Annotated in this window: 23 protein-coding genes; 5 read left to right on the top strand and 18 right to left on the bottom strand. The window is 67.4% G+C overall.

The genetic code is table 11. The annotated features are described in order from the left end of the window. Nucleotide 1: 1 nt before the first annotated feature. The 13 genes from B551_RS17185 to B551_RS17125 form a co-directional block, all read right to left on the bottom strand. Nucleotides 2-1,162, bottom strand: a complete 1,161-nt coding sequence (locus B551_RS17185; RefSeq protein WP_006575722.1) for an efflux RND transporter periplasmic adaptor subunit — start codon at nucleotides 1,160-1,162, stop codon at nucleotides 2-4. 2 nt (nucleotides 1,163-1,164) lie between these two features. Beyond that, nucleotides 1,165-2,538, bottom strand: coding sequence for a TolC family protein (locus B551_RS17180; RefSeq protein WP_043440507.1), 1,374 nt, complete (start codon nucleotides 2,536-2,538; stop codon nucleotides 1,165-1,167). A 154-nt stretch (nucleotides 2,539-2,692) separates the two neighbouring features. Next, nucleotides 2,693-3,148, bottom strand: coding sequence for a hypothetical protein (locus B551_RS17175; protein ID WP_006575723.1), 456 nt, complete (start codon nucleotides 3,146-3,148; stop codon nucleotides 2,693-2,695). A gap of 217 nt (nucleotides 3,149-3,365) precedes the next feature. Further along, nucleotides 3,366-4,700 (bottom strand): MFS transporter, encoded by a 1,335-nt coding sequence (locus B551_RS17170; protein ID WP_006575724.1) that lies wholly within the window; start codon nucleotides 4,698-4,700, stop codon nucleotides 3,366-3,368. 109 nt (nucleotides 4,701-4,809) lie between these two features. Further along, complete coding sequence (locus tag B551_RS17165) at nucleotides 4,810-6,285, bottom strand: amidase (protein ID WP_043440562.1); 1,476 nt, start codon at nucleotides 6,283-6,285, stop codon at nucleotides 4,810-4,812. A gap of 463 nt (nucleotides 6,286-6,748) precedes the next feature. Beyond that, nucleotides 6,749-6,940, bottom strand: a complete 192-nt coding sequence (locus B551_RS17160) for a hypothetical protein (protein WP_006575725.1) — start codon at nucleotides 6,938-6,940, stop codon at nucleotides 6,749-6,751. A 283-nt stretch (nucleotides 6,941-7,223) separates the two neighbouring features. Next, the gene (locus tag B551_RS17155) at nucleotides 7,224-7,928 is read right to left on the bottom strand and encodes a GntR family transcriptional regulator (RefSeq protein WP_023264630.1); all 705 of its coding nucleotides are present in this window, start codon (nucleotides 7,926-7,928) and stop codon (nucleotides 7,224-7,226) included. Nucleotides 7,929-8,093: 165 nt separating this feature from the next. Next, nucleotides 8,094-9,095, bottom strand: a complete 1,002-nt coding sequence (locus tag B551_RS17150; protein ID WP_006575727.1) for a 2Fe-2S iron-sulfur cluster-binding protein — start codon at nucleotides 9,093-9,095, stop codon at nucleotides 8,094-8,096. A 76-nt stretch (nucleotides 9,096-9,171) separates the two neighbouring features. Further along, complete coding sequence (locus B551_RS17145; protein ID WP_006575728.1) at nucleotides 9,172-9,651, bottom strand: heme-binding protein; 480 nt, start codon at nucleotides 9,649-9,651, stop codon at nucleotides 9,172-9,174. Between the two features lie 58 nt (nucleotides 9,652-9,709). Next, nucleotides 9,710-11,155 (bottom strand): aldehyde dehydrogenase family protein, encoded by a 1,446-nt coding sequence (locus tag B551_RS17140; RefSeq protein ID WP_006575729.1) that lies wholly within the window; start codon nucleotides 11,153-11,155, stop codon nucleotides 9,710-9,712. 78 nt (nucleotides 11,156-11,233) lie between these two features. Beyond that, nucleotides 11,234-11,965, bottom strand: a complete 732-nt coding sequence (locus tag B551_RS17135; RefSeq protein ID WP_006575730.1) for a TenA family transcriptional regulator — start codon at nucleotides 11,963-11,965, stop codon at nucleotides 11,234-11,236. A gap of 251 nt (nucleotides 11,966-12,216) precedes the next feature. Further along, a complete protein-coding gene (locus B551_RS17130) occupies nucleotides 12,217-13,137 on the bottom strand; it encodes an ornithine cyclodeaminase family protein (RefSeq protein WP_006575731.1) in 921 nt (306 codons plus the stop codon). Between the two features lie 65 nt (nucleotides 13,138-13,202). Further along, nucleotides 13,203-14,000: a sulfite exporter TauE/SafE family protein gene (locus B551_RS17125; RefSeq protein ID WP_006575732.1), complete on the bottom strand. Its 798-nt coding sequence runs from the start codon at nucleotides 13,998-14,000 to the stop codon at nucleotides 13,203-13,205. 348 nt (nucleotides 14,001-14,348) lie between these two features. Here B551_RS17125 and B551_RS17120 point away from each other — a divergent pair, with 348 nt between their 5' ends. The 4 genes from B551_RS17120 to B551_RS17105 all read left to right on the top strand — a co-directional run bounded on the left by B551_RS17120 (nucleotide 14,349) and on the right by B551_RS17105 (nucleotide 17,107). Further along, nucleotides 14,349-15,899 carry a hypothetical protein gene (locus B551_RS17120; protein WP_006575733.1) on the top strand — a complete coding sequence of 517 codons (1,551 nt, stop codon included), beginning with the start codon at nucleotides 14,349-14,351 and terminating at the stop codon, nucleotides 15,897-15,899. Between the two features lie 77 nt (nucleotides 15,900-15,976). Then, the gene (locus B551_RS17115; RefSeq protein ID WP_006575734.1) at nucleotides 15,977-16,330 is read left to right on the top strand and encodes a 2Fe-2S iron-sulfur cluster-binding protein; all 354 of its coding nucleotides are present in this window, start codon (nucleotides 15,977-15,979) and stop codon (nucleotides 16,328-16,330) included. 25 nt (nucleotides 16,331-16,355) lie between these two features. Further along, the gene (locus tag B551_RS17110; protein WP_006575735.1) at nucleotides 16,356-16,649 is read left to right on the top strand and encodes a hypothetical protein; all 294 of its coding nucleotides are present in this window, start codon (nucleotides 16,356-16,358) and stop codon (nucleotides 16,647-16,649) included. A gap of 62 nt (nucleotides 16,650-16,711) precedes the next feature. Then, nucleotides 16,712-17,107: a 2Fe-2S iron-sulfur cluster-binding protein gene (locus B551_RS17105; RefSeq protein WP_006575736.1), complete on the top strand. Its 396-nt coding sequence runs from the start codon at nucleotides 16,712-16,714 to the stop codon at nucleotides 17,105-17,107. A gap of 147 nt (nucleotides 17,108-17,254) precedes the next feature. On the opposite strand, the gene B551_RS17100 is transcribed toward B551_RS17105, so the two are convergent. Together B551_RS17100 and B551_RS17095 are read right to left on the bottom strand one after the other, a co-directional pair. Beyond that, nucleotides 17,255-17,440 carry a hypothetical protein gene (locus B551_RS17100; RefSeq protein ID WP_006575737.1) on the bottom strand — a complete coding sequence of 62 codons (186 nt, stop codon included), beginning with the start codon at nucleotides 17,438-17,440 and terminating at the stop codon, nucleotides 17,255-17,257. Nucleotides 17,441-17,611: 171 nt separating this feature from the next. Continuing rightward, nucleotides 17,612-18,217 carry a DUF2062 domain-containing protein gene (locus B551_RS17095; RefSeq protein WP_253281374.1) on the bottom strand — a complete coding sequence of 202 codons (606 nt, stop codon included), beginning with the start codon at nucleotides 18,215-18,217 and terminating at the stop codon, nucleotides 17,612-17,614. 353 nt (nucleotides 18,218-18,570) lie between these two features. Between B551_RS17095 and B551_RS17090 the strand changes: the two genes are divergently transcribed. Beyond that, nucleotides 18,571-20,664, top strand: coding sequence for a TonB-dependent siderophore receptor (locus B551_RS17090; protein ID WP_023264627.1), 2,094 nt, complete (start codon nucleotides 18,571-18,573; stop codon nucleotides 20,662-20,664). Here the strand turns inward: B551_RS17090 and B551_RS17085 are convergent. The 3 genes from B551_RS17085 to B551_RS17075 all read right to left on the bottom strand — a co-directional run bounded on the left by B551_RS17085 (nucleotide 20,636) and on the right by B551_RS17075 (nucleotide 22,860). Beyond that, nucleotides 20,636-21,064: a hypothetical protein gene (locus tag B551_RS17085; protein ID WP_006575740.1), complete on the bottom strand. Its 429-nt coding sequence runs from the start codon at nucleotides 21,062-21,064 to the stop codon at nucleotides 20,636-20,638. The genes B551_RS17090 and B551_RS17085 overlap by 29 nt on opposite strands. Before the next feature lie 161 nt (nucleotides 21,065-21,225). Continuing rightward, nucleotides 21,226-21,837: a LysE family translocator gene (locus tag B551_RS17080; RefSeq protein WP_006575741.1), complete on the bottom strand. Its 612-nt coding sequence runs from the start codon at nucleotides 21,835-21,837 to the stop codon at nucleotides 21,226-21,228. Between the two features lie 132 nt (nucleotides 21,838-21,969). Next, the gene (locus tag B551_RS17075; RefSeq protein ID WP_006575742.1) at nucleotides 21,970-22,860 is read right to left on the bottom strand and encodes a LysR family transcriptional regulator; all 891 of its coding nucleotides are present in this window, start codon (nucleotides 22,858-22,860) and stop codon (nucleotides 21,970-21,972) included. Between the last annotated feature and the right edge of the window lie 28 nt (nucleotides 22,861-22,888).

The following is a 22,888-nucleotide window of genomic DNA, read 5'->3' as shown; positions in this document are numbered from 1 at the left end:
GTCAACCTTGCTCGAGGCGCTTGCGCTCGTTATCGAGATGGAACGCGCCATTGACCACGATGCGGTCGCCAGCCTTGACGCCGCTCTGCACCACGCGCATGCCGTCGCTCTCCGCGCCGAGCTTGACCGGCACGGCGCGATACAGGCCCTCGCCCTGCTCGACGTAGACCTGCTCCTCGTTGCCATCGCGGACCACGGCCGAGCCCGGCACCACCAGCCGCTCGGTCGGCCGGCTGGCGATCACCATGCTGGCCAGCATCGCCGGCTTCAGGCGTCCCTCGCGGTTCTCGAGTTCGGTACGAACGAGCACCGTGCGCGATTCGGGATTGACGGTGCGGCCCACATAGATCAGCTTGCCGGCGATCCGGCTGCGGCCCGTACCCGCGCCCAGCGACGGCACGTCGATCTCGACGGTCTGCCCCTCGGCCACCAGCGCGGCCTGCTGCTCGGGCACCTCGGCCACGACCCAGACGCGCGACAGGTCGGCCACCGTATAGAGCGAATCGGCGGGCTGCACCACCTGGCCCTGCGCGACCTTGCGCTCGACCACGGTGCCGCTGATGCTCGAATACACCGGCGAATACGAATTGATGCTGCCGCCCTTGGACAGCTCGGCGATCGCGGCCTTGGACATGCCCAGCACGCGCAGTTGGTCACGATAGGCATTCATCTCGGCCTGGGCGATCGCATATTCGCTCTCGCGGCGCTGCAGCTCGCCGCGGCCGATCACGTCGGCGGCGAACAGCTGACGCGCGCGCTCGGCGTTCTGCGCCTGCAACTGCGACTGCGCCAGTGCCTTCAGGTAGGACATCTGCGCGGCGCCCAGCTCGCTGCTGTGCAGGCGCGCCAGCACCTGGCCGGCCTTCACTTCCTGGCCGGGCATCGCGTAGAGGTCGGTCACGCGGCCGGTCACCGAGGCGCCGATGCGGGCCACGCGCTGCTCGTCGAAATCGATGCGGCCGGCGACGTGCAGCATCTCGCTGAACGGGCTGGCGGTCACCGGCGCGACCTTCAGCTGCTGCTGCAACGAGGGCTCGGGCTTGACCACGCCGGGCGGCAGCTTGGGCGCCTCGGCTGCGGGCGGCGGCTCCTCGGAACAGGCCGCGAGCGTCAACATCATGGCGGCAGCCACCGCCAGGGTACGGAGAGAAATGGGGCGCATGGTCAGTCTTTGTTCGATTCGGTGGAGAGGGTCGCGGCGGTCGGGGTCATGGCCGGGGTCGTGGCGGAGGTCACGGCCGGGGTCATAGCCGGGCTGACATCCGGAGTCACGTCCGAGGTCCTGCCCGGGGTCACGCCGGGCGTGGACATGCCGGGCGCCATCGACAGCAGGCGTTCGATCTGGATCACGGCCATCTGCTGGTCGTATTGGGCGGCGATCAGTTCGTTGCGAGCGTTGCGCAGCGTGCGCTGGGCATCGATCACTTCGAGGATGCCGCGCTCGCCGTACCGGTAGGCCGCCTGCGCGACCTGCAGCGCGTTCTCGGCCTCACGGACAATGCCGGACTCCAGCGCGGTGACCTGGGCCTGCGTGATTTCGAGCTGGCGGTACGCCGACTCGAGTTCCTGCGCCAGTTCGAATTCGCGCAGCTCATAGGCGCTGCGTGCCTGCGTGGCTTGCGCGACCGCCTCGCCCACCGGGCCCTTGCGGCGGTCCCACAACGGGATGGTCAGCACCAGGCCGACCTGGGACACGCTGTTGTCCGGCTCGCGCGTGGTGCTGGCACGCACCGCCAGCTCGGGCAACCGCAGCGAGCGCTGGTAGTCGACGGCCAGATTGGCGCGCTCCAGCTCCATGCGGCGCTGGACCAGTTCGGCATTGGCCGTGCTCAGCCGCTCCCGCATCACCGCCAGATCGGGCACGTTCGGGATCTGGCCGAGGCTGCCGGCCAGCGCGAACTTCGGCGGCAGCGCGCCGCCGACCTGCTGGCGCAGCGCCGCCTTGGCCTGGTCGACGCGGTATTCGGCGCTCTGCAGCGACTTCTGCGCGGCCAGCAGTTCAGTCTCGGCCCGGATCAGCTCATAGCGCGGCGCCTCGCCGACCTCGACGCGCAGGCGCGCCCGCGAATGGACCTGCTTCATCATCGCCAGGTCTTCCCGCGCCGCCGCCAGTTCGCTCTCCCGGCGCAGCACGCCGAAGTAGCCGGTCTTGACGCGGCCGGCGAGGTCCGCATAGAAGGCCTGCAGACCCGCTTCAGTCGCGTCGAGATTGCGCTCGGCGATCGAGCGGCGCAGGCTGCGCTGCTGGGGGTAGTCGAGCCGCTGCGTGATCGAGAAGCTGGGCGTGTTGCCTTCGGCGACGCCGGCCTGCCGGCCGCGCAGGCGGCCGTACATCATTTCGACCTGCGGATTCGGATAGGCGCCCGCGCTGGTGACGGCGGCGCTGGCGGCGTCCACGCCGGCATGCGCGGCGGCCACGCCCTTGTTCGAGTTCTGGGACAGGGAAAGCAGTTGCTCCAGCGAGAAGGCATCGGCGGCAAAGGCCGACGACACCCCAAGCGAAAGCGACGCTATCAGGGTAAGCGTAGAGATCTTCATGGCAACGAGAAAAAGCCGGACCACTGCATGCCGGCTTCGCGCGGACGGCGTTACCGCGACAAGCACACGGCCCACGGCAGCGAGCGCCGCGAGCAAGACACGCAGATAGGGGGCGCGACCGGTCCGACGCGGAGCCGGACCGGCGCGTCAGCAATCAGGCGGAGAAGATGGGGGGCTTGAACAGCGCCGCAGGCAGTGGCGGCGCGCGGCCGTGGCGAGGCGGAGAGACATCGCCGGAAGGCAGTTCGAGCGGCGCCGCCGGCAAGGCGAACAGCGCGCTCGATTCCTCGATTTCGTCGAGCACGTCGGGCGGATCGAGCAGGTCCGCCGACCAGATATTGCAGTAGCCCGGGTGGGAGGCGGCTTCGGCGACGTCGTCGTCGGCGTGGATGCCGTCGTCGCCCGGGGCGACGATGCGGCTGCCGTCGTCATCGCTGGAAACCGCCCGGGCCGCCACCGCGGCGACCGCGGCCATGCTGCAGACCAGCGGCCCCACGCGCATCTGTCCTTGCCCGAGCCCCGCCGCCGCGTCCAGACGCGTGCTCGCCTGCGCTCCGAAGGAGAGCAGGAACAGGCAGGCCGCGATCAGAAACGGTAGAAAGGCTCGCATCAAGGGGAAGTTGGCGTCGGTATGCGGGCAGAGGCACTACGCCAAAAATATGGCGGTTAGTGCTCTGCGTAATAAGACGCAAGTGCGGCATTGTAACCGAATGCAATCGCATGGACAGGGTTAGCCCTAGGTTGTTCCCGAAAACGTGACGATCTGGATATCGGGCGGGGCGTTTCCGCCCTGCCCGTTCCCCCGGTTCGATGTCATTTCGGACTGATCAGGCCGCGGTTCCGCCGATGCCCGGCGCCGGCGCCAAACCGACCTTGCCCGGCACCTTGTCGTCCCGGTCGGCCTCGTCGCCGCCGGCCTTGTCCAGATCCATGCCGGTGGTCTCCGGCAGCATCAGCGCGGCGAACACGACCAGCGCATAGCCGGCCCCGGCGACGATGGCGATGGCCAGCGGCAACGAGGTCCGGCCCGAGCTGAGCCAGCCGACCGACAGCGGGAAGAACGAGCCGATCACCCGGCCGAGGTTGTACGAGACGCCGTAGCCGGTCGCGCGGATATCGTTCGGATACGACTCCGAGATGGTCGCGCCGATGCCGGAGAACACCCCCTGCATCAGCACGCCCAGCGGAAAGCCGAGGAACAGCATCGACAGGTTGGAGACCGGGATCACCATATAGATCAGCGCCATCACGAAGGCGCCGGCGGCGAACAGCACATAGGTCGGCCGCCGTCCCAGCCGGTCGGTCGCGTAGGCGCCAGCCACATAGCCGACCAGCGAGCCGAGGATGGTCACCGCCAGATAGGAGCTGGTGCCGAACACCGACAGGCCGCGCTCGGTCTTCAGGAAGGTCGGCAGCCAGGTCGCGATCGCGTAGTAGGCGCCCAGCATGCCGCCGGACAGCAGGCTGCACAGCACGGTCTTGCGCAGCAGCGGCCGCCGCACCAGCCGGCCCAGCTCCTGCCAGGCGGAGCCCTGCGACGCGGCCCGCTCGGCGCGCGTCTTGACGAAGACCTCGGGCTCGTCGAGGTTGCGGCGCAGATAGAACACCACCAGCGCCGGCACGATGCCCAGGAAGAAGCAGACCCGCCAGGCCGTCTCGGCCGGGAACAGGCTGAAGGTCAGGCCATAGGCCAGCGCCGCCGCGCCCCAGCCGAACGAATAGCTGCTCGCCGTGAAGCCCGAGTATTTGCCGCGGTGCGCCGGATTGCGAATCATCTCGGTCACCAGCACCATGCACAGCGACGATTCGCCGCCGAAGCCGATGCCCTGGATCATGCGGAACAGCATCAGCTGCTCGGGCGAATTGGCCAGCCCGCACAGGAAGCAGGCGACGGTGAAGACCACGATGGTCCAGCGCAGCACGCGCACGCGGCCATAGCGGTCGGCCAGCATGCCGGCGCCGATCGCGCCGACCAGCGACGACACCAGCGTCCACGTGACGATCGCGCCCGCGGTCGATTTGCTCATCTGCCACTGCGTCAGCAGCGTCGAGATCAGGAACGAATAGATCATGAAATCGAACACGTCGACCGCATGGCCAAGAAACGCGCCGTAGAACCCCTTGCGCTCCATCCGCGATAGCTCTTTGAACCAGTCCATCATGATCGTCGCTCCTTGTCAGTGTGGGCATCGCGGCGGCGTGGCGGGCCGCGCGGCGTGCGAATTCGGTGGGGTGTTTGCCTGGTGTTTGCGTGGTGTCAGCGAAGCGTGCTCAGCCCGGCGGCGGCCGGAAGGCGAAGCCCGCCGCCTCGAGCAGGCCGGCGAAGCGCAGCGAGGTCAGGTCGCGGTAGCGTCCGGCGACGATCTGCACGCCGACCGGCAGGCCGTTGCTGGCGGGGCCGATCGGCGCGACGGTCGACGGCAGTCCGCACAGTCCGGAATGGCCGGCCCAGAACAGCTGGGTCGTCATCGCTTGCGGCTTGCCGTTGACATCCAGATGGCGCTGCCAAGGCTCGCCGGATTCGTTCAGCGAGAAGGCGGTCGTCGTCGCCGCCGGGCACAGCAGCACGTCGTAGTCATCGAAGAAACGCTGCCAGGCCCCGGCAAAACGCTCGCGTGCGTGCTGCAGCAGCAGCCAGTCGCGGTGGCGGAGCGTTGCGCCGACATGCTGGAGGGTCGCGTAGCTGGCGTCGTCGGCCGTGGCGGCTTCGGCCTGTTGGATGGCTTCCGCGAACGCGCCGTCCGGCATATGGACCGAGGTAGTCGCGCGCAGCAGCAGCACGTAGACACGCCACAGTTCTTCAGCGTCGAACGACGGGCGTACATGCCAGGCAACGCTGGCGCCCTGCCCTTCGAGCCAGCGGCCCAACCCCTCGATGCAGTCGCTGACCTCGCGGTCGGCCTCTGCCTGCGGGTGCGAGGGCAGCACCGCGACGCGGAATTGCGCCAGCGAATCCATCCGGCACGGCGGCAACGCCAGTCGAAAAGCCTGCGCGTCGGCGCCTTCCGGACCAGCGATCGCTTGCAGCACCAGTTCGAGATCGCGCGCGCTGCGGGCGATCGGGCCCGCGACGTTGATGTCCTGGATGCCGAACGACGCCGCGCCGGTGCCATGACCGCTGAGCGGCACGATGCCGTGGCTGCTCTTGTGCGAGAACACGCCGCAGTAGTGCGCGGGATTGCGCAGGGACGAGCCAATGTCCGAGCCGATGTCGAACAGGCTCATGCCGGCGCAGACGGCCGCCGCGCTGCCGCCCGACGAACCGCCCGGCGTGCGCGACGGATCGTGCGGATTGCGTGTGGTGCCGTAGACCGCGTTATAGCTTTGCCAGTCGCGCAGGCCGAGCGGCACATTGGTCTTGCCGACCAGCACCGCACCGGCCTCGCGCAGCCGCTGGACCGCGGTGGCGTCGCGCTGCGCGACGTGCTCGCGCAGCGCCGGATTGCCGCAGGTGGTCGGCCAGCCGGCCACGTCGAACGATTCCTTGACGGAGAACGGCACGCCATCGAGCGGCCCCAGCGCCCTGCCCTTGCGGCGGCGCGCATCGCTGGCGCGCGCCTGCTCCCGGGCGGCATCGAAGTCGGCGAGCACGATGGCGTTCAGCAGCTGATTGCGTTCGGCCCAGGCGGCGTGACAGAGATCGAGCAGTTGCTCGGCGCTGGTGCGGCCTTCGGCGAGATCGTCGACGGCCTGCCATAGCGGGCGATAGCGCGCGGCGGGCGGGGCGGCGGCTGTTTGCTGGCGCAGGGAAGCACCGGCGCGGGCCGGGATGGACGGGGACGTTGGCAGGCTCACGTCGGCTCCTGTTCTTGTTGTTGCCTGTTGTTTTATGCCGCGACCCTGACGGCAGCACGCCTGCCCCTCTGGCGGAGGCGAGGCTAAGTGCTGCGTCGGTATACTATATGCAATAGTTTAAGGCGGACCAAGGCTCGTCGGCATTGGCGGAAACCCTCGCACCGCTGGCGGGCTGTCGGTACGTGGGTGGCGCTGGACGCAAGAATCGGTCCGGGAAGATCGCGGCACGATGCGGTGCCGCGCATTCGAAGCAGTGCCGCACACAAGAGCGGCCGGAAAAGCAAAACCGCCCCGAAGGGCGGTTCAGATTGCTTGCGCCGTCGTCATCCCCGTGTAGGCGGGGACCCAGCGGCTTCTGAAGACACTAGGTCCCCGCCTGCGCGGCAACGACGTGAGCGCTGTATCGGCTTCGCCGTTATGCCGGGCGATGCCCGCAGCCGGCGCGGCCGAACAGGCATTGCACAAAGCGGAGCACGTCGGCGATCCGCAGGGGGATCAGCGGCGTCGCGTGGCGGACCGCGTCGCGGGCCGCGTAGTGGCGCAGCAGTTGCTGGCCGACCGGGGTCTTCAGGTACGACGCCCGGGCATTGGTGTCGCGGTAAGTCATGGTCTTTCTCTATTGCGTTTACAACAGTCGACAGTATACACAATTTTTGTGCATTGCGCCATGACGGTGCGCCGGACGCCCCGGACCCGTGCGCGCGGCCGATGCCGGGGCACGGCGGCAAGGCGCACCGCGCCCGTGGTGCATCGCGACAGAGGAATCGCGAAAGAGGAATCGGGAAAGGGAAAAGAGAAAAGGCAGAGAGACCGGAGGACCTGCCGCCGGCGTCAGTCAACAGGCGTCAGGCCGCAACAGCCCTCAGACAACATGCGTCAAGCAACAGCCGTCAGGCGGCGTGCTGCTCGCCGACCGGCAGCTCGGCCGCCTTGGCCGCGCTGTAGACATGCCGTGCCGCCAGCAGGGCCGCAAGATCGGCATCGCCGGCGATCACCGCCTGCAGGATCTGCGCGTGTTCGTCCCAGTTCTGGCGGGCGCGCACCGTGTTGGCCGGCCCGAACAGCACCGCGGTACGCTCACGCAGCGAGCGCATCATTTCCTGCAGCACGCTGTTGGCGGCGATATTGCCGAGCACCTCGTGAAAACGCGAATTCAGCGTCAGCAGTTCGTCGGCCTTGCCCTGGGCCGCCGCTTCCATGCCCTGCTGCAACACCGCCTCGAGCTCCGCGATCAGCGCGGGATCGCGCCGCTGCGCGGCGAGCTTGGCGTTCAGCCCCTCCAGCGTGGCGCGCACCTCCACCATCTCGCGGACGATATCGGGCGACAGCTTGGCCACCGAGGCGCCGCGGCGCGGTTCGATCAGCACCAGCCCTTCGCTGGCTAGCGCCCGCAGCGCCTCGCGCACCGGGATGCGCGACACACCCAGTTCCGCCGACAGCTTGTTCTCGACCAGGCGTTCGCCCGGCTCGTAGTCGCCCTTCAGGATGCGCTCACGCAGCTTGTCGGTGACCAGCGCGAACAGCGGCGAATGGCTGGCGCCCAGGCTCACGACTTCCTGATCGGGCGCGGCGGAAACGGACGGGCGGAGGGACATGGCGGATGGCGAGGCGATCGGATTGGACAGCGCGCGAATTGGCGGGGACCCAGGCGCTGCGGCGAGGCACCGGGTCGGTGCGAGCCCGCGCCAAAGGCTGGCGTCATTGTATACCAGCTACCGAACGAAGCGGCGCGGTCGCCGCCCCTCCACGGCCGCCGGGCCTCAGTCCCGCTGGAACGTGAAACTGTCGGCGTAGATATGTTCGGTGCTGGCGCCGCGATCGAGGAAGGCCTGCCGCGCGTCGCGGATCATGTCCGGCGAGCCGCACAGGTAGATCGCGTGCTCGGACAGGTCGCCGAGATCGTCGACCGCGGCATGGTGCACATAACCGCGGCGGCCCTGCCAGCCGGCTGCGCCGCGCGACAGCACCGGGACATAGCGGAAGTCGTACAGGCGCTCGGCCCAGCCCTCGATCTGCTGGTGCAGATACAGATCGCCCTCCTCCCGCATGCCCCAGTACAGCGATACCGGCGGGCAATCGGGATCGTCCATCAGCGACTCGAGAATCGCCTTGATCGGCGCGATGCCGGTGCCTGTGGCGACCATCAGCAACGGACGATAGTCGCGCGCGCGATAGAAGAAGTTGCCGTGCGGCAGCTCGACTTCGACCGCATCGCCGGGCGCCAGGCCCGGCAGGATGCGGTCGGTGACCGCGCCGCCCGGAATGCGGCGCACATGCAGTTCGATGCTGCCGCCCTGCGGCACCGACGCCATCGAGAAAGTGCGCGCCTGCCCCTCTGCCGCGATCAGCTTGAGGTACTGGCCCGGTCGATAATCCAGCGCCGCGTCGAGATCCGGCACCTCCAGCCGGACCTGCAGCACGGTCGGCGTCAGCGGAAGAACCTGTTCGATCCGCGCGCGATGCCGCATCGGCTCGGCGCAGGCTTCGTCCTCGCGCGCGGTGCTGATCACCAAATCCCCAACCGGCTGCGCCTGGCAGGCCAGCGCATAGCCCGCCGCCGCCTCGTCGGGCGCCAGCCCCATCGGCTCTTCCTCGTAGCGGACCTCGCCTTCGACGAGCTTCATCCGGCAGGTGCCGCAGCCGCCCAGCTGGCAATCGTGCGGCAGCGCGATACCGGCCTTGAGCGCGGCCTGCAGCAGCGTTTCGCCTCGCTCGACAAAAAAGGCCTGCTGCGTTTCGAGGATCTGGATGCGGTGAGACATGATGCGTTCCGAATGGCCGGTTGAAGGATGCGGCGGGGGTTCAGCGCTTCGTGCAGCGCTTGGGTCAGCGCTCGGTTCAGCGCTTGATATCGGCCTGCACCACCACCTTCAGGTCCTGCGGTGCCAGCAATTCCTGCAGCGCCTGCAGCGCGGCGAGGCCCGCCTGCGTGTCCTGTTCGCCGTTGCCGCCGCTCAGCCCGATGCCGCCGATCACCTGCTCGTTGACGACGATCGGAAAACCGCCGACAAAGGCGGCGAACTTGCCCTCGAAGCTCCACTGGATGCCGAAGGCTTCGTTGCCGGGCAGCGCGGGCCCGTTCGGCGGCGTGGTGAACAGATGGGTCGAGCGCTTGTGGCCGGCCGCGGTAAAGGCCTTGTTCCAGGCGATCTGCGGCCCGGTGATACGGGCGCCGTCCATCCGCTCCAGCACCAGCGGATAGCCGCCCTCGTCCACCACGCAGATGGATTCGAGCACGCCGATCTCCTCGGACTTGGCGATGGCCGCGGCCACCATATGGCGCGCTTCGCGCAGTTCGAGCTTGATGGCTTGTTTCATGCGATGTTCTCCTGGTCGATACGGTGTAGCGATGCTGCGATGCTGCGATACGTAGTGCTTACAGGCCGCGGTAGACGGTCTTGATCTGGGTATAGAACTCGAGGCCGGTGCGGCCGGACTCGCGGAAGGTCGAGGTGCTGGAGCGCTTCAGCCCGCCGAACGGCGCGTTGACCAGATTGCCGGTGGTGGTGCGGTTGATCTTGACGGTGCCGGCCTCGATGTCGGCGGCGAAGCGATGCATGTAGCGCGGATTGCGCGTGACGATCGCCGCGGCCAGGCCGTACTCGCTGTCGTTGGCCTTGGCGATCGCGTCGGCGTAGTCGCTGAACGCGATGATCGCGATCACCGGCCCGAAGATCTCCTCTTGCGCGATGCGCATGTCCTGCGTGACATCGGTGAAGACGGCGGGCGACACGTAGAAGCCGTTGTCGAACTCCGGACCGCCGAGCCGCTCGCCGCCGCACAGCAGGGTCGCCTCGGACTTGCCGATGTCGATATAGCGCAGCACGTTGTCGAGCTGGTTGCGCGTGGCCAGCGGACCCAGGTCCATGCCGGGCGTCAGGCCGCTGCCGATCTTCAGTGTCTTGACGCGGGCCAGCAGCTTCTCGGTATAGGCGTCGCGCACGGACTCGGCGACCAGCACGCGGCTGGTACCGGTGCAGGCCTGGCCGCTGAGCGAGAAACCGCCCTTGATCGTCAGTCCGACGGCCTGGTCGAGATCCGCGTCCTCCATCACCAGCAGCGGATTCTTGCCGCCCAGCTCCATCTGCGTGCGCGTGGTCAGCGGCACCGAGCGATGGATCTGCTCGCCGGCGCGGGTCGAGCCAGTGAACGAGATCGCACGCACGGCCGGGGCTTGCGTGATCGCGGCTCCCACGTCGGCGGCGCTGCCGGTGATGAAGTTCAGCACGCCCTTGGGCAGGCCCGCGTCGATCAGCGCCTCGGCCAAGCGATAGCCGCTCAGCGGCGCATCGGACGACGGCTTGAACACCACGGTATTGCCTGTGATCAGCGCCGGCGCGATCTTGCGTGCCGGGATCGAGATCGGGAAATTCCACGGCGAGATCACCGTCGCCACGCCCAGCGGCTCGCGCTGCGTGTAGACCAGCATGTCGCCGTCGTCGTTGGGGAACGATTCGCCGGTGAAGGTCTGGCCTTCGACGGCATAGAAGCGCAGCGTCTGCGCCGAGCGCAGGACCTCGTCGCGCGCCAGGCTCAACGCCTTGCCCTCTTCGCGCGTCAGTTCGCGCGCGACGCTGTCGGCATTGGCTTCGAGCTGCTGCGCGGCGCGGTTCAGGATGGCCGCGCGGCGGCCGATCGGCGTGTTCTTCCAGCCCTCGAACGCGGCGGCGGCGGCCGCCACTGCGGCCTGGCCATCTTCGGCGGCGGATGCCTGGAAGCGGCCCACCACTTCGTTCGTATCGGCGGGATTGATGTTGTCGAAGGTTCGGCCGGACTGGCACGCGGTCCATTCGCCATCGATGTAGTTGTAGAACGGTTCCATCTTTGCGGCGCTCATCAGGCGGTCAGGGAAAGAGCGCGGCGCCGGTAGGCGCCGCGCGGCACGGTTCGAGCGTCGCGCTCAGGCAGCCATTTCCAGCTCGGGCAGCGGCAGCTCATGCGCGACGTAGTCGTAGTACAGCGCGGTCGTATAGAGCAGCCGCATCTGGGCGCCGATCTCGCAGATCTTCAGGCAGCGCTGCTGCAGCTCGGGCGTGTTCGCGTGCTCGAGCACGATCTGGTAGCCGCGTTCGCCATGGATCTCGTCCGAGACGATATGCAGGTCGAAGAACTCGACCTCCTCGTCGGTGAACTGGTACTTCTCGCGCAGCGTCGGCGTCTGCTTGCGGTAGATCGACGGCACCTGCGACTCCAGCCCGACCACCAGGCCGGCCACCGCGACGATCGGGTCCTCGCGCATCGCCACCGCATAGCACCACGACTGCAGGCCGCGCGTGGTCGACGACATGTTGTCGGGATCGATCACGCGCTCACGGGTCGTGCCGCAGGCCTCGGCGAAGCGGATCAGCAGGTCGGTGTGGCGATCGCCGCCGATTTCCTCTTCGTACATATTGGCCAGCAGGAAATCCTTGGCCTCGGTATACCGATCCGGCATCCGGGCGTAGATGTAGCCCAGGTAATCGGCAAACGGCCCGACATAGTGATAGTGGTTCTCGGCCCAGCGGGCCAGATGCGCGCGGCTCAGCTTGCCGGTGGCCCAGGCCTTGCTGAACGGCGCCTGGTTGGCGCTTTTGCCCTTGATCGCTTCTTCCAGCGCGGCGCGGAATTCTTCTCGGTTCATCAGTTCGGCCATGTGGGGCTCCTTGTTGGCTGACGGTTCGGGATGGTTGGGTCGGACGGATCGTTCGTCCGATGTTTGTATACTATATACACTTAAGCGGGACGGACAAGGGCCTGGGCGGCTTTATTCGTCGGGGTTTACCTTGGGTTTCTGGCGAGTCGGAGTTCGGCCGCGAAGCAAGTCGCTGGGTCCCCGCGTTCGCGGGGACGACGGAACACTTCCATGTCGTCCCCGCGCAGGCGGGGACCCAGTGGCTTAACGACTCATCGCGCAGCCGCCTGCACCCGCTGCCACGCCAGCCCGGCCAGTGCCACATCTTCCAGGCCCACGCCCACGGACTTGTAGATGACGATGTCGTCGTCGCTGCGCCGGGGCTGCGCGCGCTCCAGCACGACATCGGCCAGTTCGACCAGCTTCGATTCGGGCAGCACGCCTTGCCCCGCCATCACGATGTCGCCGGCTTCGCGCGTGGACTGCGGCTTCCATTCGACGACCACGGCCGACGCGCGCGACAGCGCCACGTCGTCGAGTTCGCGCGTATGCGGCAGGCTGGAACCGATCGCCGCCACGAATGCCCCGGGCTTGATCGCCTCCCCGGAAAACAGCGGCGTGGTCGAGCGCGATGCCGTGACGACGATGTCGGCCTCTCGCACCGCAGCCTCGTTCTCCGTCACGAGCACCGGAATGCCGCAGCTCTGGCTCAGCCGCTCCGGCAGATCGGCCGGCGCATACGGATCGCACAGCAGGATGCGCTCCAGCGGCAACGCGGCGCTCAACTGCCTCGCGTGCGCGGCGCCCTGCGTGCCGGCACCGAACAGCGCCAGCGTACGGACATCGGGCCGCGCCAGATGGCGCGCCGCGACCACCGTGCAAGCTGCGGTGCGCAGCCCCGTGATCGCGCCCGCATCGAACGACGCCAGCGGCCGTCCATCCTCGGTCGAGAACAGCAGGATCACGAAGGAAAACTGCCCGTCGATGGTCGTGTAGACCTTGGCGCCGGCCACGCCCTGATCCGGTATCACCGCGCCCAGCGTCGACAGCTTGACGCCGCCCGCCTCGGTACGGATGCGCTGCTGCATGGCGGCTTTGCCTTGGCCGAAGCTGCGGAACGCCTCCAGCATGATGCGTTGCACGTCTTCCGGCGCGACGTGGCGATCGACCATTTCGTCTGTGATGTGCTGCATCGGGTCTCCTGCGATGGTGGATGGATGTAGTTGAAGTTGAAGCGAGGTAGAGGGGGCCAGGCAGCTCAGCCCTGCACCACCACCTTGACCAGCACGGCGATCGCGCCCGCCGCGCACAAAGCCAGCAGCAACCGGCGCACGGCCACCGCCGACACACGCGCCTTGAGCCGGCTCGACACCGCAAACCCGGCGAGCAGGAACGGCGCCAGCAGCGCGCTCAACGTCAGGTCCGCAATACCGAAGCGTCCCGCGCCGGCCAGCATCGCCAGCGACAACACGGCGCCGCCACCGAGAATGCAGCCGACCGTCGCGCGCATCGCCGCCGGACTCATGTGCTGCATCACGATGGCGAACGGCGGCGCGCCCGCCGACGTCAGCGTCGCCATGAAGCCGGACGCGGTGCCGGCGATGGCCAGATTCCCAGCGGAGGGCCGCACGCGCCAGCCAAGGGCGCTGAGCGCCACCGCCAGCAGGATCGACAACGAAAACACCACCGCCAGCCACTGCGGCCGCAGCCAGGCAATGGCCAGCACGCCGATCAGGCCGCCGAGCGTGCGGCCCAGCAACGCGGTTCCGGTCAAACGCCAGGCAATCGCCTCGCGCTCGCGCAGCGCGGCCAGCAGCGACAGGCAGCCGCCCATCGCCAACAGCGGCCCCGGCACCAGCTGCGGAAAGAACATCGCGGCCAGCGGTGCCGCCAGCATCGCGAAGCCGATGCCGCCCACGCCCTGCAGGCAGGCACCGGCGAAGATCGTCGCACCCATCCAGCCGTACTCGGACAGCGGCACGGCCGGCAGCAAGGACGTGGCCGGCGACAGCGTCGGCGACAGACTGGCAATCAACGCGGGCAGCGTGGTGGTCATGACGGAAAGGAGTGGGAGCAGCACGGACGGCGGCGCGGCCGCACGTCGCGTCGTCAACTGCCGGCGGCGGAATACCTGACTAGCGGTTGTTGGTATACAGTCTACACACGACGCGAATCAAAGCGCAAGCCATTCCCCGAGCGCAGGCACCGCAACGGTGTTTCCTGGGGTGCACGAATCCCAGTTCTGGTGCGCCTTTCCGGGATCAAACCCCACCCCGGTATCAGCGTATATCCGTATACGATTTCGCTTGGCGACATAGCGATACGGAATATAGTATACCGTCCAGACCCCCACCCGAAGGACGGTCGAGCTTCACGAACCACCCTCTCGCCCCACGGAGCTTTCATGCAACACGAAGTCGTGATCGGTGCCGCGCACTGGATATATCTCATGGGGGTCGCGGTCATCGTGCTGACGATGATCCTGCGCGCCAATGTCGTCGTGCCCTCCATCGTGGGGACCGCGCTGGTCGTGTTCGCGCTGACCGGCAGCCCGGTATCCGCGTTGGCGGGCGTGTTCTCGGCCAGCCTGGTGGCCGCCAAGGAGCTGTTCAATATCTTCCTGGTCATCGCCTTCATGACCGCGCTGCTCAACGCGCTGAAGACGCTGCGCTCGGATATCCGCATGGTCGAGCCGTTTCGCGTGGTGATGAAGAACGGCCACAGCGCCTTCTTCATCCTGGCCGGCGTGACCTATGTGATTTCGCTGTTCTTCTGGCCCACGCCCGCGGTGCCGCTGGTCTCCGCGATCCTGCTGCCAGCGGCAATCGCGGCCGGACTGCCGCCGCTGGCGGGCGCGATGGCGATCGCGATTGCCGGCCAGGGCATGGCGCTGTCGTCGGACTATGTGATCGGCGTCGCCCCGGGCATCAGCGCCAAGGCGGCCGGCGCCGCAGTCAGCGCGGCCGTGGTCGCCGACCGCGCGCTGACGCTGTCGATCATCACCGGCGCGATCGCGCTGTGTTTGGCCTACCTGTCGATGCGCAAGCACATCGTCCCGGCCAGCGGCACGCTGCTGGACCGCTGGCAACAGCGCGCCAGCGGGGCCGCGCTGGGCTTAGGTGACGACGGCGGCGGCGGTGGCACCTTCGACAAGGCGGAGATCGCCCGCGCCACCGCGCATGAGGAGCCGCTGGCCACCGAATCGAATATCGAGGCCAGCCTGTCGATGGTCGAGCGCAAGCGGATCAAATGGTCGAAGTGCTTTGCCATCGTGACGCCGATCGCCTTCCTGGCCGTGGTCACCGTGATGGTGCTGCCCAAGCTCGGCACCGGCGTGCAGGACCTGAAGGGGGGCGAGGCCGCCGCTCTGGTCGGCGGCGTGGCCGCGGTGCTGATGATGCTGGCGACGCTGGCCGCCGAAGGCCCGCGCCGGATGCTGGATGTCTGCCCCGAGCACATCACCGACGGTTTCGTGTTCGCCTTCAAGGCGATGGGTTCGGTGCTGCCGATCGCCGGCTTCTTCTTCGTCGGCGCCGGCGAGACTGCCGCGCAGATCCTCGGCCTGCCGCCAGGCAAGGCCCCGAGCCTGCTGTTCGAACTGATCCAGTCGTATCAGCACCTGATTCCCGACAACCACATGCTGGTCGCGTTCGGCGTGCTGCTGGTCGGCATGATCACCGGCATCGACGGCTCCGGCTTCGCCGGCCTGCCGCTGACCGGCACGCTGGCCGGCGCACTGGGCCCGGTGGTGGGCTTCGATCCGGCCACGCTGGCGGCGGTCGGCCAGATGGGCGCGGTCTGGACCGGTGGCGGCACGCTGATCGCCTGGTCCTCGCTGATCGCGGTGGCCGGCTTCGCCCGGGTGCCGGTGCTCGACGCGGTGCGCGCGCTGCTGATTCCGGTGGTGATCGGGCTGGCGTGTTCGACCGTGGCCGCGATGCTGCTGTGGTCCTGAGCGGCCGCCGCCCTCGCCTCCCATCCGCAGATAGCTAGACAGATAGCCAAGTAGACAGCAACAAGCAGGACGACATCATGCCCAAGGTTCTTCTTCACCGGCACGGCCAGGTTCACAGCGACGAGGTCGCACCTCGTACCAATCTGGTCGTGCGCGCCGGGATCCGGCAGTTTCCCTATCCGAACCTGCGCTACGAGTGCGGCATGGGCAAGTGCTCGAAATGCGCCTGCCGCGTGCTCTCCGGCGCCGAACATTTGCCGCCGCCGAACTGGAAAGAGAAAAAGCAGCTGGGCGAGCGGCTCGAGCAGGGCTACCGGCTGATCTGCCAGCTCTGGATCGAACACGACATCGAGCTGGCGCAGGATGAACTGTCGCCGGCCGAGGAAGCCGCCGGCGCCGCGGGCCGCGTACCGGCCGGCATCAAGGCCTGATGGCCTGCATCGTGAGTCGCAAGCCATGTACGTGATCCTGACCAGCCGCCCCGGCCAGTTCCGCACCGAGCCGGTCGACGGCGTCACGCCGGTGGAACGCTACGAGTACCGCTTCTACGGCAAACCCACCGTGCGCTTCGTCATCGCCCGGCTCGAGCACGAGGCCAAGGTCCGCGTGGTCGAGGAAACGCCGCCCGGCATCGTCAACCACGTCCCGACCAAGTTCCTGGACAAGTACGCCACCGTCGAAGCGGCGCGCGAGGAACTGCGCCGGCTCGCCTCGTTCGGCAGCATGGAACTGACGCTGGTCGCCATCTGATCCGACATCCCGAAATCCCGAAATCCCGAAATCCCGAACACGCTCTCTCGCAGCGCATCGCCATGATCCAGATCACCTTCGTCAGCAACAACGGCAAGACCGCCACCGCCCCGCCCAACAGCAACCTGCTGCGCGTCTCGCTGCGCGAACAGGGCGGCATCCCGTTCAAGTGCGGCGGCGGCCTTTGCGGGACCTGCAAGTGCCACATCGACAGCGGCCTCGAGCACACCGACGAGGTCAAGGCCAAGGAGAGAAAACTGCTGACCGAGCAGGAGCTGGCGAGCGGCCACCGGCTGGCCTGCCAGACCTTCGTCAACGGCGACATCAGCGTGTCGTGGCAGCCGCGTCCCGCCGCGGCAGCGGTGAGCCGCCCCGCCTCAGTCCCTGCACACGCGGAAGCGGCCGCCGGCGACGGTACGAACGGAACGCCGAACGAATCGGAAAGCAGCACACGCTGATCGGCCCAACAAAAAACCGGCCCGGCATCGGTCCCGCAGCGCATTGCTGCGAGGCCGATACCGGACCGGTTTTTGATTGGCCGACCCTACTGCTTACTGCAGCGCGACAGCGGGGGACTATCGCGATGCAGGGGTCGAGCCGGCTGCTTAGCCGTTCGCGAAGACGATCTTGGCCTTGCGGGCGTCCGACTGCAGGCGGGCCAGCACGCCTTGCACGGCGGCGATGGCGCGCTTGACGTCGTAGGCGAAGCCCAGGCGCGGAGCGTCGAGTTCACGCTCGATCAGGTCACGTTCCAGTTGATCGGTCAGCTTGATATCGGATTGGGTGTTCATGGCGTCCTTCCTTTCAGGGATAACCCTTATGGGGTTTTCCCGAATTGTAGGCAAAGAATTGACGCAATGCAACATTAGGTAGAAATGCGTATGCCGGAAAGCAACAGCTAAAGCAAAACCGCGGGCATCACTTGCCGAAAAGGCCACCCGGGCGACCGATAGCTGCCTTGTTCACGGCTTGGCGCGCGGGCCACCGCCACCCAGTTTTGCTTCGGCCTGCGCCGCTTTCACACGCCGGCGCCGGATCCGGCGCGTGCGCAGCGCCCACACCCACGACACGCCGAAATAGAACAACACGCTGGTCACGGTGGCCATCAGCGCCAGGCCCAGCAGCAGCGGTTTGCCGACGCCCAGCAGGCGGCGGCGGGTTTCCGTCCACCAGCTCTCCTTTTCCACTTGGGCCGGCTGTGCCGCCGGCGCGGCACCTCCCGGAACGAGATTGACCATCGCGCCCGGTTCCGCGACCGCCGCCAGCGCTTCCGGCGCCGGCGGCGGGCCGCCTTCTCCCAGCACCGCGCTGCCCAGCCGCCACGCGGCGTAGTAGATCGGGCCGAAGGTCAATGGATTGCTGACGAAGGTGCTGGCCACCGCGGCCGGTACGTTGGCACGCAACGCGACCGCCACCGCGCCGCTCATCGGGATTTGCGCGATCGGCAGCAGCAGGCCGAAGAACAGGCCTAGCGCGACGCCAAGCGCGATGCCGCGTCGGCTGACATGCCATAGACGGGGGTGCTGCAGGATCGGCCCCATCCAGCGCAGCCACCGGTGCTGTTGCAACCGTTCGGGATCGGGCAAGAAGCGGCGGAAATGGCGAAACGGCGAGGAACTGCGCGGATCACGGGAAGTGGAAGACTGGCGGGGCGAGCGAAGCGGTGACATGGGTGACAGGACGGCTGACTACCGTGCAAGCATACGCCCGCCGCGTGTTCCTGAACGGTGCTGGCCGTGAATTCTTCGCCGCTTCACGCGCCGTTCATCGCCGTCCACCGTGATCCCGGAGTACCGAAAGAGACACTTGCCCGCGGACGCTGCGTTGGCCGCACCCCACGAATGGGTGATTAGGCAGTTGACCGCATATCTTGTAATGATAATAATTCGCATTCCGTCAAAATATTACAGTTCATTACAAAATGCGAGCCAAGCGTCACCCGATCACCGCCGCCCTGCTGGCGGCCTCCGTTCTTTCCCCTGCCGCCGTCCGGGCCCAGGCCACTGAAACGCTGCCCGAAGTGAAGGTCAAGGCCAGCGCAAGCCGGGAGCTGGGCGAGGGCTACAACCCGCCCGATACCGTCACCGCCACCAAGATGGACGTGCCGCTGCGCGACGTGCCGCAGACCGTGAACGTGGTGACCGCCGAAGTCATGCGCGACCAGCACGCGACCTCGATCCAGGACACGCTGAAGAATGTGCCGGGGGTGGGCTTCTCGCATGGGGATGGACAGCGCGACCAGGTGACGATTCGCGGCTTCACCGCGATCGCCGACCAGTTCGTCGACGGCATCCGCGACGACGCGCTGTATTTCCGCGACCTGTCGAACGTCGAGCGGATCGAGGTGATCAAGGGACCGGCCGCCGTGCTGTACGGCCGCGGCTCGTCGGGCGGCCTGATCAACCGCGTGACGAAGAAGCCGGGCCTGGACATCACCGACCTGAGCCTCAGTTACGGCTCGTGGGCGGACCGGCGCGGCGAGGTCGACGTCGGCCGGGTGTTCGGCGACGGCGCGGCGGCGTTCCGCATCACCGGCGCGGTGCAGCGCGCCGACAGCTACCGCTCGCAGCAGTTTCTGGACCGCACCGCGATCGCGCCGTCGCTGGACCTGAAGCTCGCGCCGAACACCAAGCTGCTGCTGCAGGCCGACTATCTGGAAGACCGGCGCGTGACCGACTTCGGCATCCCGGCGTTCAACGGCCGTCCGGTCGAGGTGCCGGCGTCCACCTACTACGGCGCGGCCAATGCACGCGACGCCGACTACAGCCAGTCGCGCGTGTACTCGGGCACCGCCACGCTGACGCATCGCTTCAACGACAACTGGTCGATCCGCAACGCGACGCGCTACTACCACTATTCGCTGGACCGCAACAACACGCTGCCGGGCACCGTCAACGCGGCGCGGCGCACGGTGTCGCTGAACCGCTCCAACGTCTACCGCGAGGAGCACGGCTGGTTCAACCAGACGGACCTGACGCAGAAGGCAACGCTGTTCGGCATGAAGCACGAACTGCTGTACGGCGTCGAGGTCGGCCAGCAGAACAAGGACCTGGTCAACTATTCGCGCAACAACGTCGCCACCGTGGACTTGTTCCATCCGGTGCTACCGACGCTGCCGCGGCTGCTCGGCGGCACGCCGGGCACCACCAACCGAGGCACCTTCAAGACGCTGGGCCTCTACACCCAGGACATGATCACGCTGAGCGAGCAGTGGAAGGCGCTGGTCGGCATCCGCTACGACCGCTTCGAGCAGGAGACCGTCGACCGCCGCCCGAACCAGCGCGGCCTGGCGCGTACCGACAACGCGTGGAGCCCGCGCGCGGGCCTGGTGTGGCAGCCGTCGAAGACACAGTCGTACTACCTGTCATGGAGCCGTTCGTTCCAGCCGTCGGGCGAAGCCTTCTCGCTGGCCGCCAATAACGCCGAGCTCGCCCCGGAAAAAACCAGCAATACCGAGATCGGCGCCAAATACGATTTCCTCGATGGCCGCCTCAGCACCACGGTGTCGGTATTCCGGCTGGAACGGACCAATATCAAGGTCGCGAACGCCACCGGCACCGCGCTGATGCCGATCGGGGAACAGCGGACCGACGGCGCCGAGCTGACCGTCGCCGGCGATCTGGGCCGGGGCCTGAAGGTGTTGGCCGGCTACGCCTTCCTCGACGCGCAGGTCACCCGCTCGACCAGCGCGCTCGAAGGCAAGCGCGCCACGCTGACACCGCGCCATAGCGGCAATGTCTGGGTCACCAAGGAGCTGGGGCACGGCTTCGGCATCGGCGGCGGCCTGAACCTCGTCGGCGCGCGCATGGCCGATCCGCAGAACACGGTGACGCTGCCCGGCTATGTCACGGCCGACATGATGGCGTGGTACCGGCGCGGACCGATGGAGCTGCAGCTGAACCTGTACAACCTGTTCGACAAGGGCTATATCGTCTCGGGCCACGGTTCGAGCCCGAACCTGAACCTGCCGGGCGCGCCGCGCAGCGTCATGGCGACGTTGCGGTACCGGATGTAGAGACTGGCAGCACCAGCGTCGGCGTGGGTCCGATCGGTTTCGCGGACCCGCCCGTCGCCGGGATGTCGGATGGGCCGGATTGGCGCTGCGCCACGGCCCGGGCGCTGCGCCGCATGTTCAGATCATCGACGTACTGCATGCAGCCGGCGCGAAAGTCCGGCTGTACCGCTTCGCAGGACCTGGCATGGCGCACGTCGTGCATCAGCGCCCATGCATAGCCCTGGAACAACTCGGCGCACGGCTCGGCGCAGGGCCTGCCGCCAAAATGATCGCCATCGGCGTGAAAACCCGGGGCCAGCGCGGCGATCGGCGCGTTCGTCAGCGTGCCCTTGACCTGTGCCGCGCCCATCAGCATCACGGCGATGGTTCCGGCTCCGAGCAGAAAGACAGAGAATTTCATCGTATCGGCATTGGCGCTGGCTCGCGCCGACCTTGTATTTATGCAGCCCGTTCTGGCCAATACAAATACAACAACAAACGGCTTGCCGATATGAAATCTTTTTAAATCTCTGTGTCCGTTGTATTTTTGCTCGGACGGCGAAAACGCGGGAGTGGAATCCCCTACGTTTTCGCGGCAATCGCGCCGGCGCAGCCGGCCATCAACGCCGCCGCGGTGCGGTCGACGATCCGTACGCGTTGCGGGGAGGAAATGAAGGTCCGGGTCTGCCGCGCCAGCATCAGATAGAACAATTGCACGAGGAAATCGACGGCCACGCCAAGGATCACGATCAGCACGATCTGCCCCGCCGTCAACGCCGTCATATCGAATGCCTGCGGCAATACCGCGCCGAAAAACACCATGGCCTTGGGATTGCCAAGCGTCAGGAAGGCGCCCGCCAGAAAACCGCTGCCCGAACGCGCCGGCTGCTGCGCCGCGCGGTGGCCATCGGACTTCCACAGCCGCCATGCCATATAGAGCAGGAACAGCACGCCAAGCCATTTGACCACCACGAACACGGTGGCAAAACGGACCGCGAGCGCCGAAAGCCCGAAGACGGCCGCCAGCAGCCAGACGGCATTGCCCGCCACCATGCCCACGATAAATGACCAGGCAGACGCGGTGCCCATGCTGACGACCCTGGCAAACATGGCGCCTTGCGCGGGCCCCGGCAATGCGGCCGCAATGGCAAAGGGAACGAGAAATAGCCAGATATTCATGGTGCTGTCGTCCACAAATGGTCGGTGCAACGGTGCCTCAGTATAGCGGCGGGCGGGCGTGCCATTTCTCTTCCCTTTTCTCTTCGCTTTTCTCTTCGCTTTTCCCTTCCCTTCGCTGCCGAAGAGACGGCATGCCGACGCACTGTCCTATATCGCCCTCGCCTGCAAGATCGCCACCATCCGCTGCGCCAGCGGCGACAGATAGGCCCCGGCGCGCGCGATCACGCCGACCCGCCGCCGCAAATCCAGTTCGTCGCTGCTGAGCCGCAACGCACGAAAACCCGCCAGCGGCCGGGCCATCTGCGCGCCGGCAATGCTCAGCATCCGCGTGCCCCGCATCAGATAGAACAGCGAGGCGCTGCCGAAATCCGATTCGACGCGCAGGTTCGGCGGCGGCAGGCCACGCTGCTGAAACGCGGCCTCGAGCTGCTGGCGCAGCAGGATATGGGCGCCGGGCAGCAGCCATTCCTGATCGACCAGGTCGGCCAGCATAAGGCCGCGCTTGCGATGCAAAGGGTGCGACTCGTCGGCGACCACCGCCAGCGTGTCGTCGAACAGGTCGTGGACGACGAACTCGTCGGTCCGCTGGCGCGGAACCGGGGCGATGGCCAGATCGAGTTCGCCGGCCAGCAGCGGATCCATCAGGTCGCGCGCCATTCGCCTGGTCAAGCGCAACCGCGCGACCGGCCGCTCCTGCATCAGCTGACGGCACGCGTCCAGCACCACCGGGTTTGGAATCGACGGCGAATAACCCAGCCGCAGCACGCCCTGCTCGCCGGTGCGGATACCGCGCATCTCGGCCAGCGCGTCCTCGTATTCGAGCCGGATGCGCCGGGCGCGCTCGATAAAGGCCGCGCCGGCCTGGGTCGGCCGCATGCCAAGCGCGGTGCGCTCGAACAGCGGCAGGCCGATCTGCCCTTCCACCCGCTGCACCGCCTTGGTCAATGCCGGCTGGCTCATGCCGAGCGCCTCGGCGGCCCGGCCGATGCCGCCATGGGCGGCCACCTCCAGCACGTACTCCAGATCGCGTGTCTCCATGCCGCTTCCCTCGCATTCCCGTCGGTTA

The organism is Cupriavidus sp. HPC(L) (assembly GCF_000307735.3).
Classification (GTDB): domain Bacteria; phylum Pseudomonadota; class Gammaproteobacteria; order Burkholderiales; family Burkholderiaceae; genus Cupriavidus.
Note: the sequence above shows the minus strand (reverse complement) of the source record. Positions and strands in the feature narration are given on the sequence as shown.

Excerpts from the sequence above, each read along its gene's own strand:
- B551_RS17185 (WP_006575722.1), bottom strand. The coding sequence starts at position 1,162 with ATGCGCCCCATTTCTCTCCGTACCCTGGCGGTGGCTGCCGCCATGATG.
- B551_RS17180 (WP_043440507.1), bottom strand. The coding sequence starts at position 2,538 with ATGAAGATCTCTACGCTTACCCTGATAGCGTCGCTTTCGCTTGGGGTG.
- B551_RS17175 (WP_006575723.1), bottom strand. The coding sequence starts at position 3,148 with ATGCGAGCCTTTCTACCGTTTCTGATCGCGGCCTGCCTGTTCCTGCTC.
- B551_RS17170 (WP_006575724.1), bottom strand. The coding sequence starts at position 4,700 with ATGATGGACTGGTTCAAAGAGCTATCGCGGATGGAGCGCAAGGGGTTC.
- B551_RS17160 (WP_006575725.1), bottom strand. The coding sequence starts at position 6,940 with ATGACTTACCGCGACACCAATGCCCGGGCGTCGTACCTGAAGACCCCG.
- B551_RS17155 (WP_023264630.1), bottom strand. The coding sequence starts at position 7,928 with ATGTCCCTCCGCCCGTCCGTTTCCGCCGCGCCCGATCAGGAAGTCGTG.
- B551_RS17150 (WP_006575727.1), bottom strand. The coding sequence starts at position 9,095 with ATGTCTCACCGCATCCAGATCCTCGAAACGCAGCAGGCCTTTTTTGTC.
- B551_RS17145 (WP_006575728.1), bottom strand. The coding sequence starts at position 9,651 with ATGAAACAAGCCATCAAGCTCGAACTGCGCGAAGCGCGCCATATGGTG.
- B551_RS17140 (WP_006575729.1), bottom strand. The coding sequence starts at position 11,155 with ATGGAACCGTTCTACAACTACATCGATGGCGAATGGACCGCGTGCCAG.
- B551_RS17135 (WP_006575730.1), bottom strand. The coding sequence starts at position 11,965 with ATGGCCGAACTGATGAACCGAGAAGAATTCCGCGCCGCGCTGGAAGAA.
- B551_RS17130 (WP_006575731.1), bottom strand. The coding sequence starts at position 13,137 with ATGCAGCACATCACAGACGAAATGGTCGATCGCCACGTCGCGCCGGAA.
- B551_RS17125 (WP_006575732.1), bottom strand. The coding sequence starts at position 14,000 with ATGACCACCACGCTGCCCGCGTTGATTGCCAGTCTGTCGCCGACGCTG.
- B551_RS17120 (WP_006575733.1), top strand. The coding sequence starts at position 14,349 with ATGCAACACGAAGTCGTGATCGGTGCCGCGCACTGGATATATCTCATG.
- B551_RS17115 (WP_006575734.1), top strand. The coding sequence starts at position 15,977 with ATGCCCAAGGTTCTTCTTCACCGGCACGGCCAGGTTCACAGCGACGAG.
- B551_RS17110 (WP_006575735.1), top strand. The coding sequence starts at position 16,356 with ATGTACGTGATCCTGACCAGCCGCCCCGGCCAGTTCCGCACCGAGCCG.
- B551_RS17105 (WP_006575736.1), top strand. The coding sequence starts at position 16,712 with ATGATCCAGATCACCTTCGTCAGCAACAACGGCAAGACCGCCACCGCC.
- B551_RS17100 (WP_006575737.1), bottom strand. The coding sequence starts at position 17,440 with ATGAACACCCAATCCGATATCAAGCTGACCGATCAACTGGAACGTGAC.
- B551_RS17090 (WP_023264627.1), top strand. The coding sequence starts at position 18,571 with ATGCGAGCCAAGCGTCACCCGATCACCGCCGCCCTGCTGGCGGCCTCC.
- B551_RS17085 (WP_006575740.1), bottom strand. The coding sequence starts at position 21,064 with ATGAAATTCTCTGTCTTTCTGCTCGGAGCCGGAACCATCGCCGTGATG.
- B551_RS17075 (WP_006575742.1), bottom strand. The coding sequence starts at position 22,860 with ATGGAGACACGCGATCTGGAGTACGTGCTGGAGGTGGCCGCCCATGGC.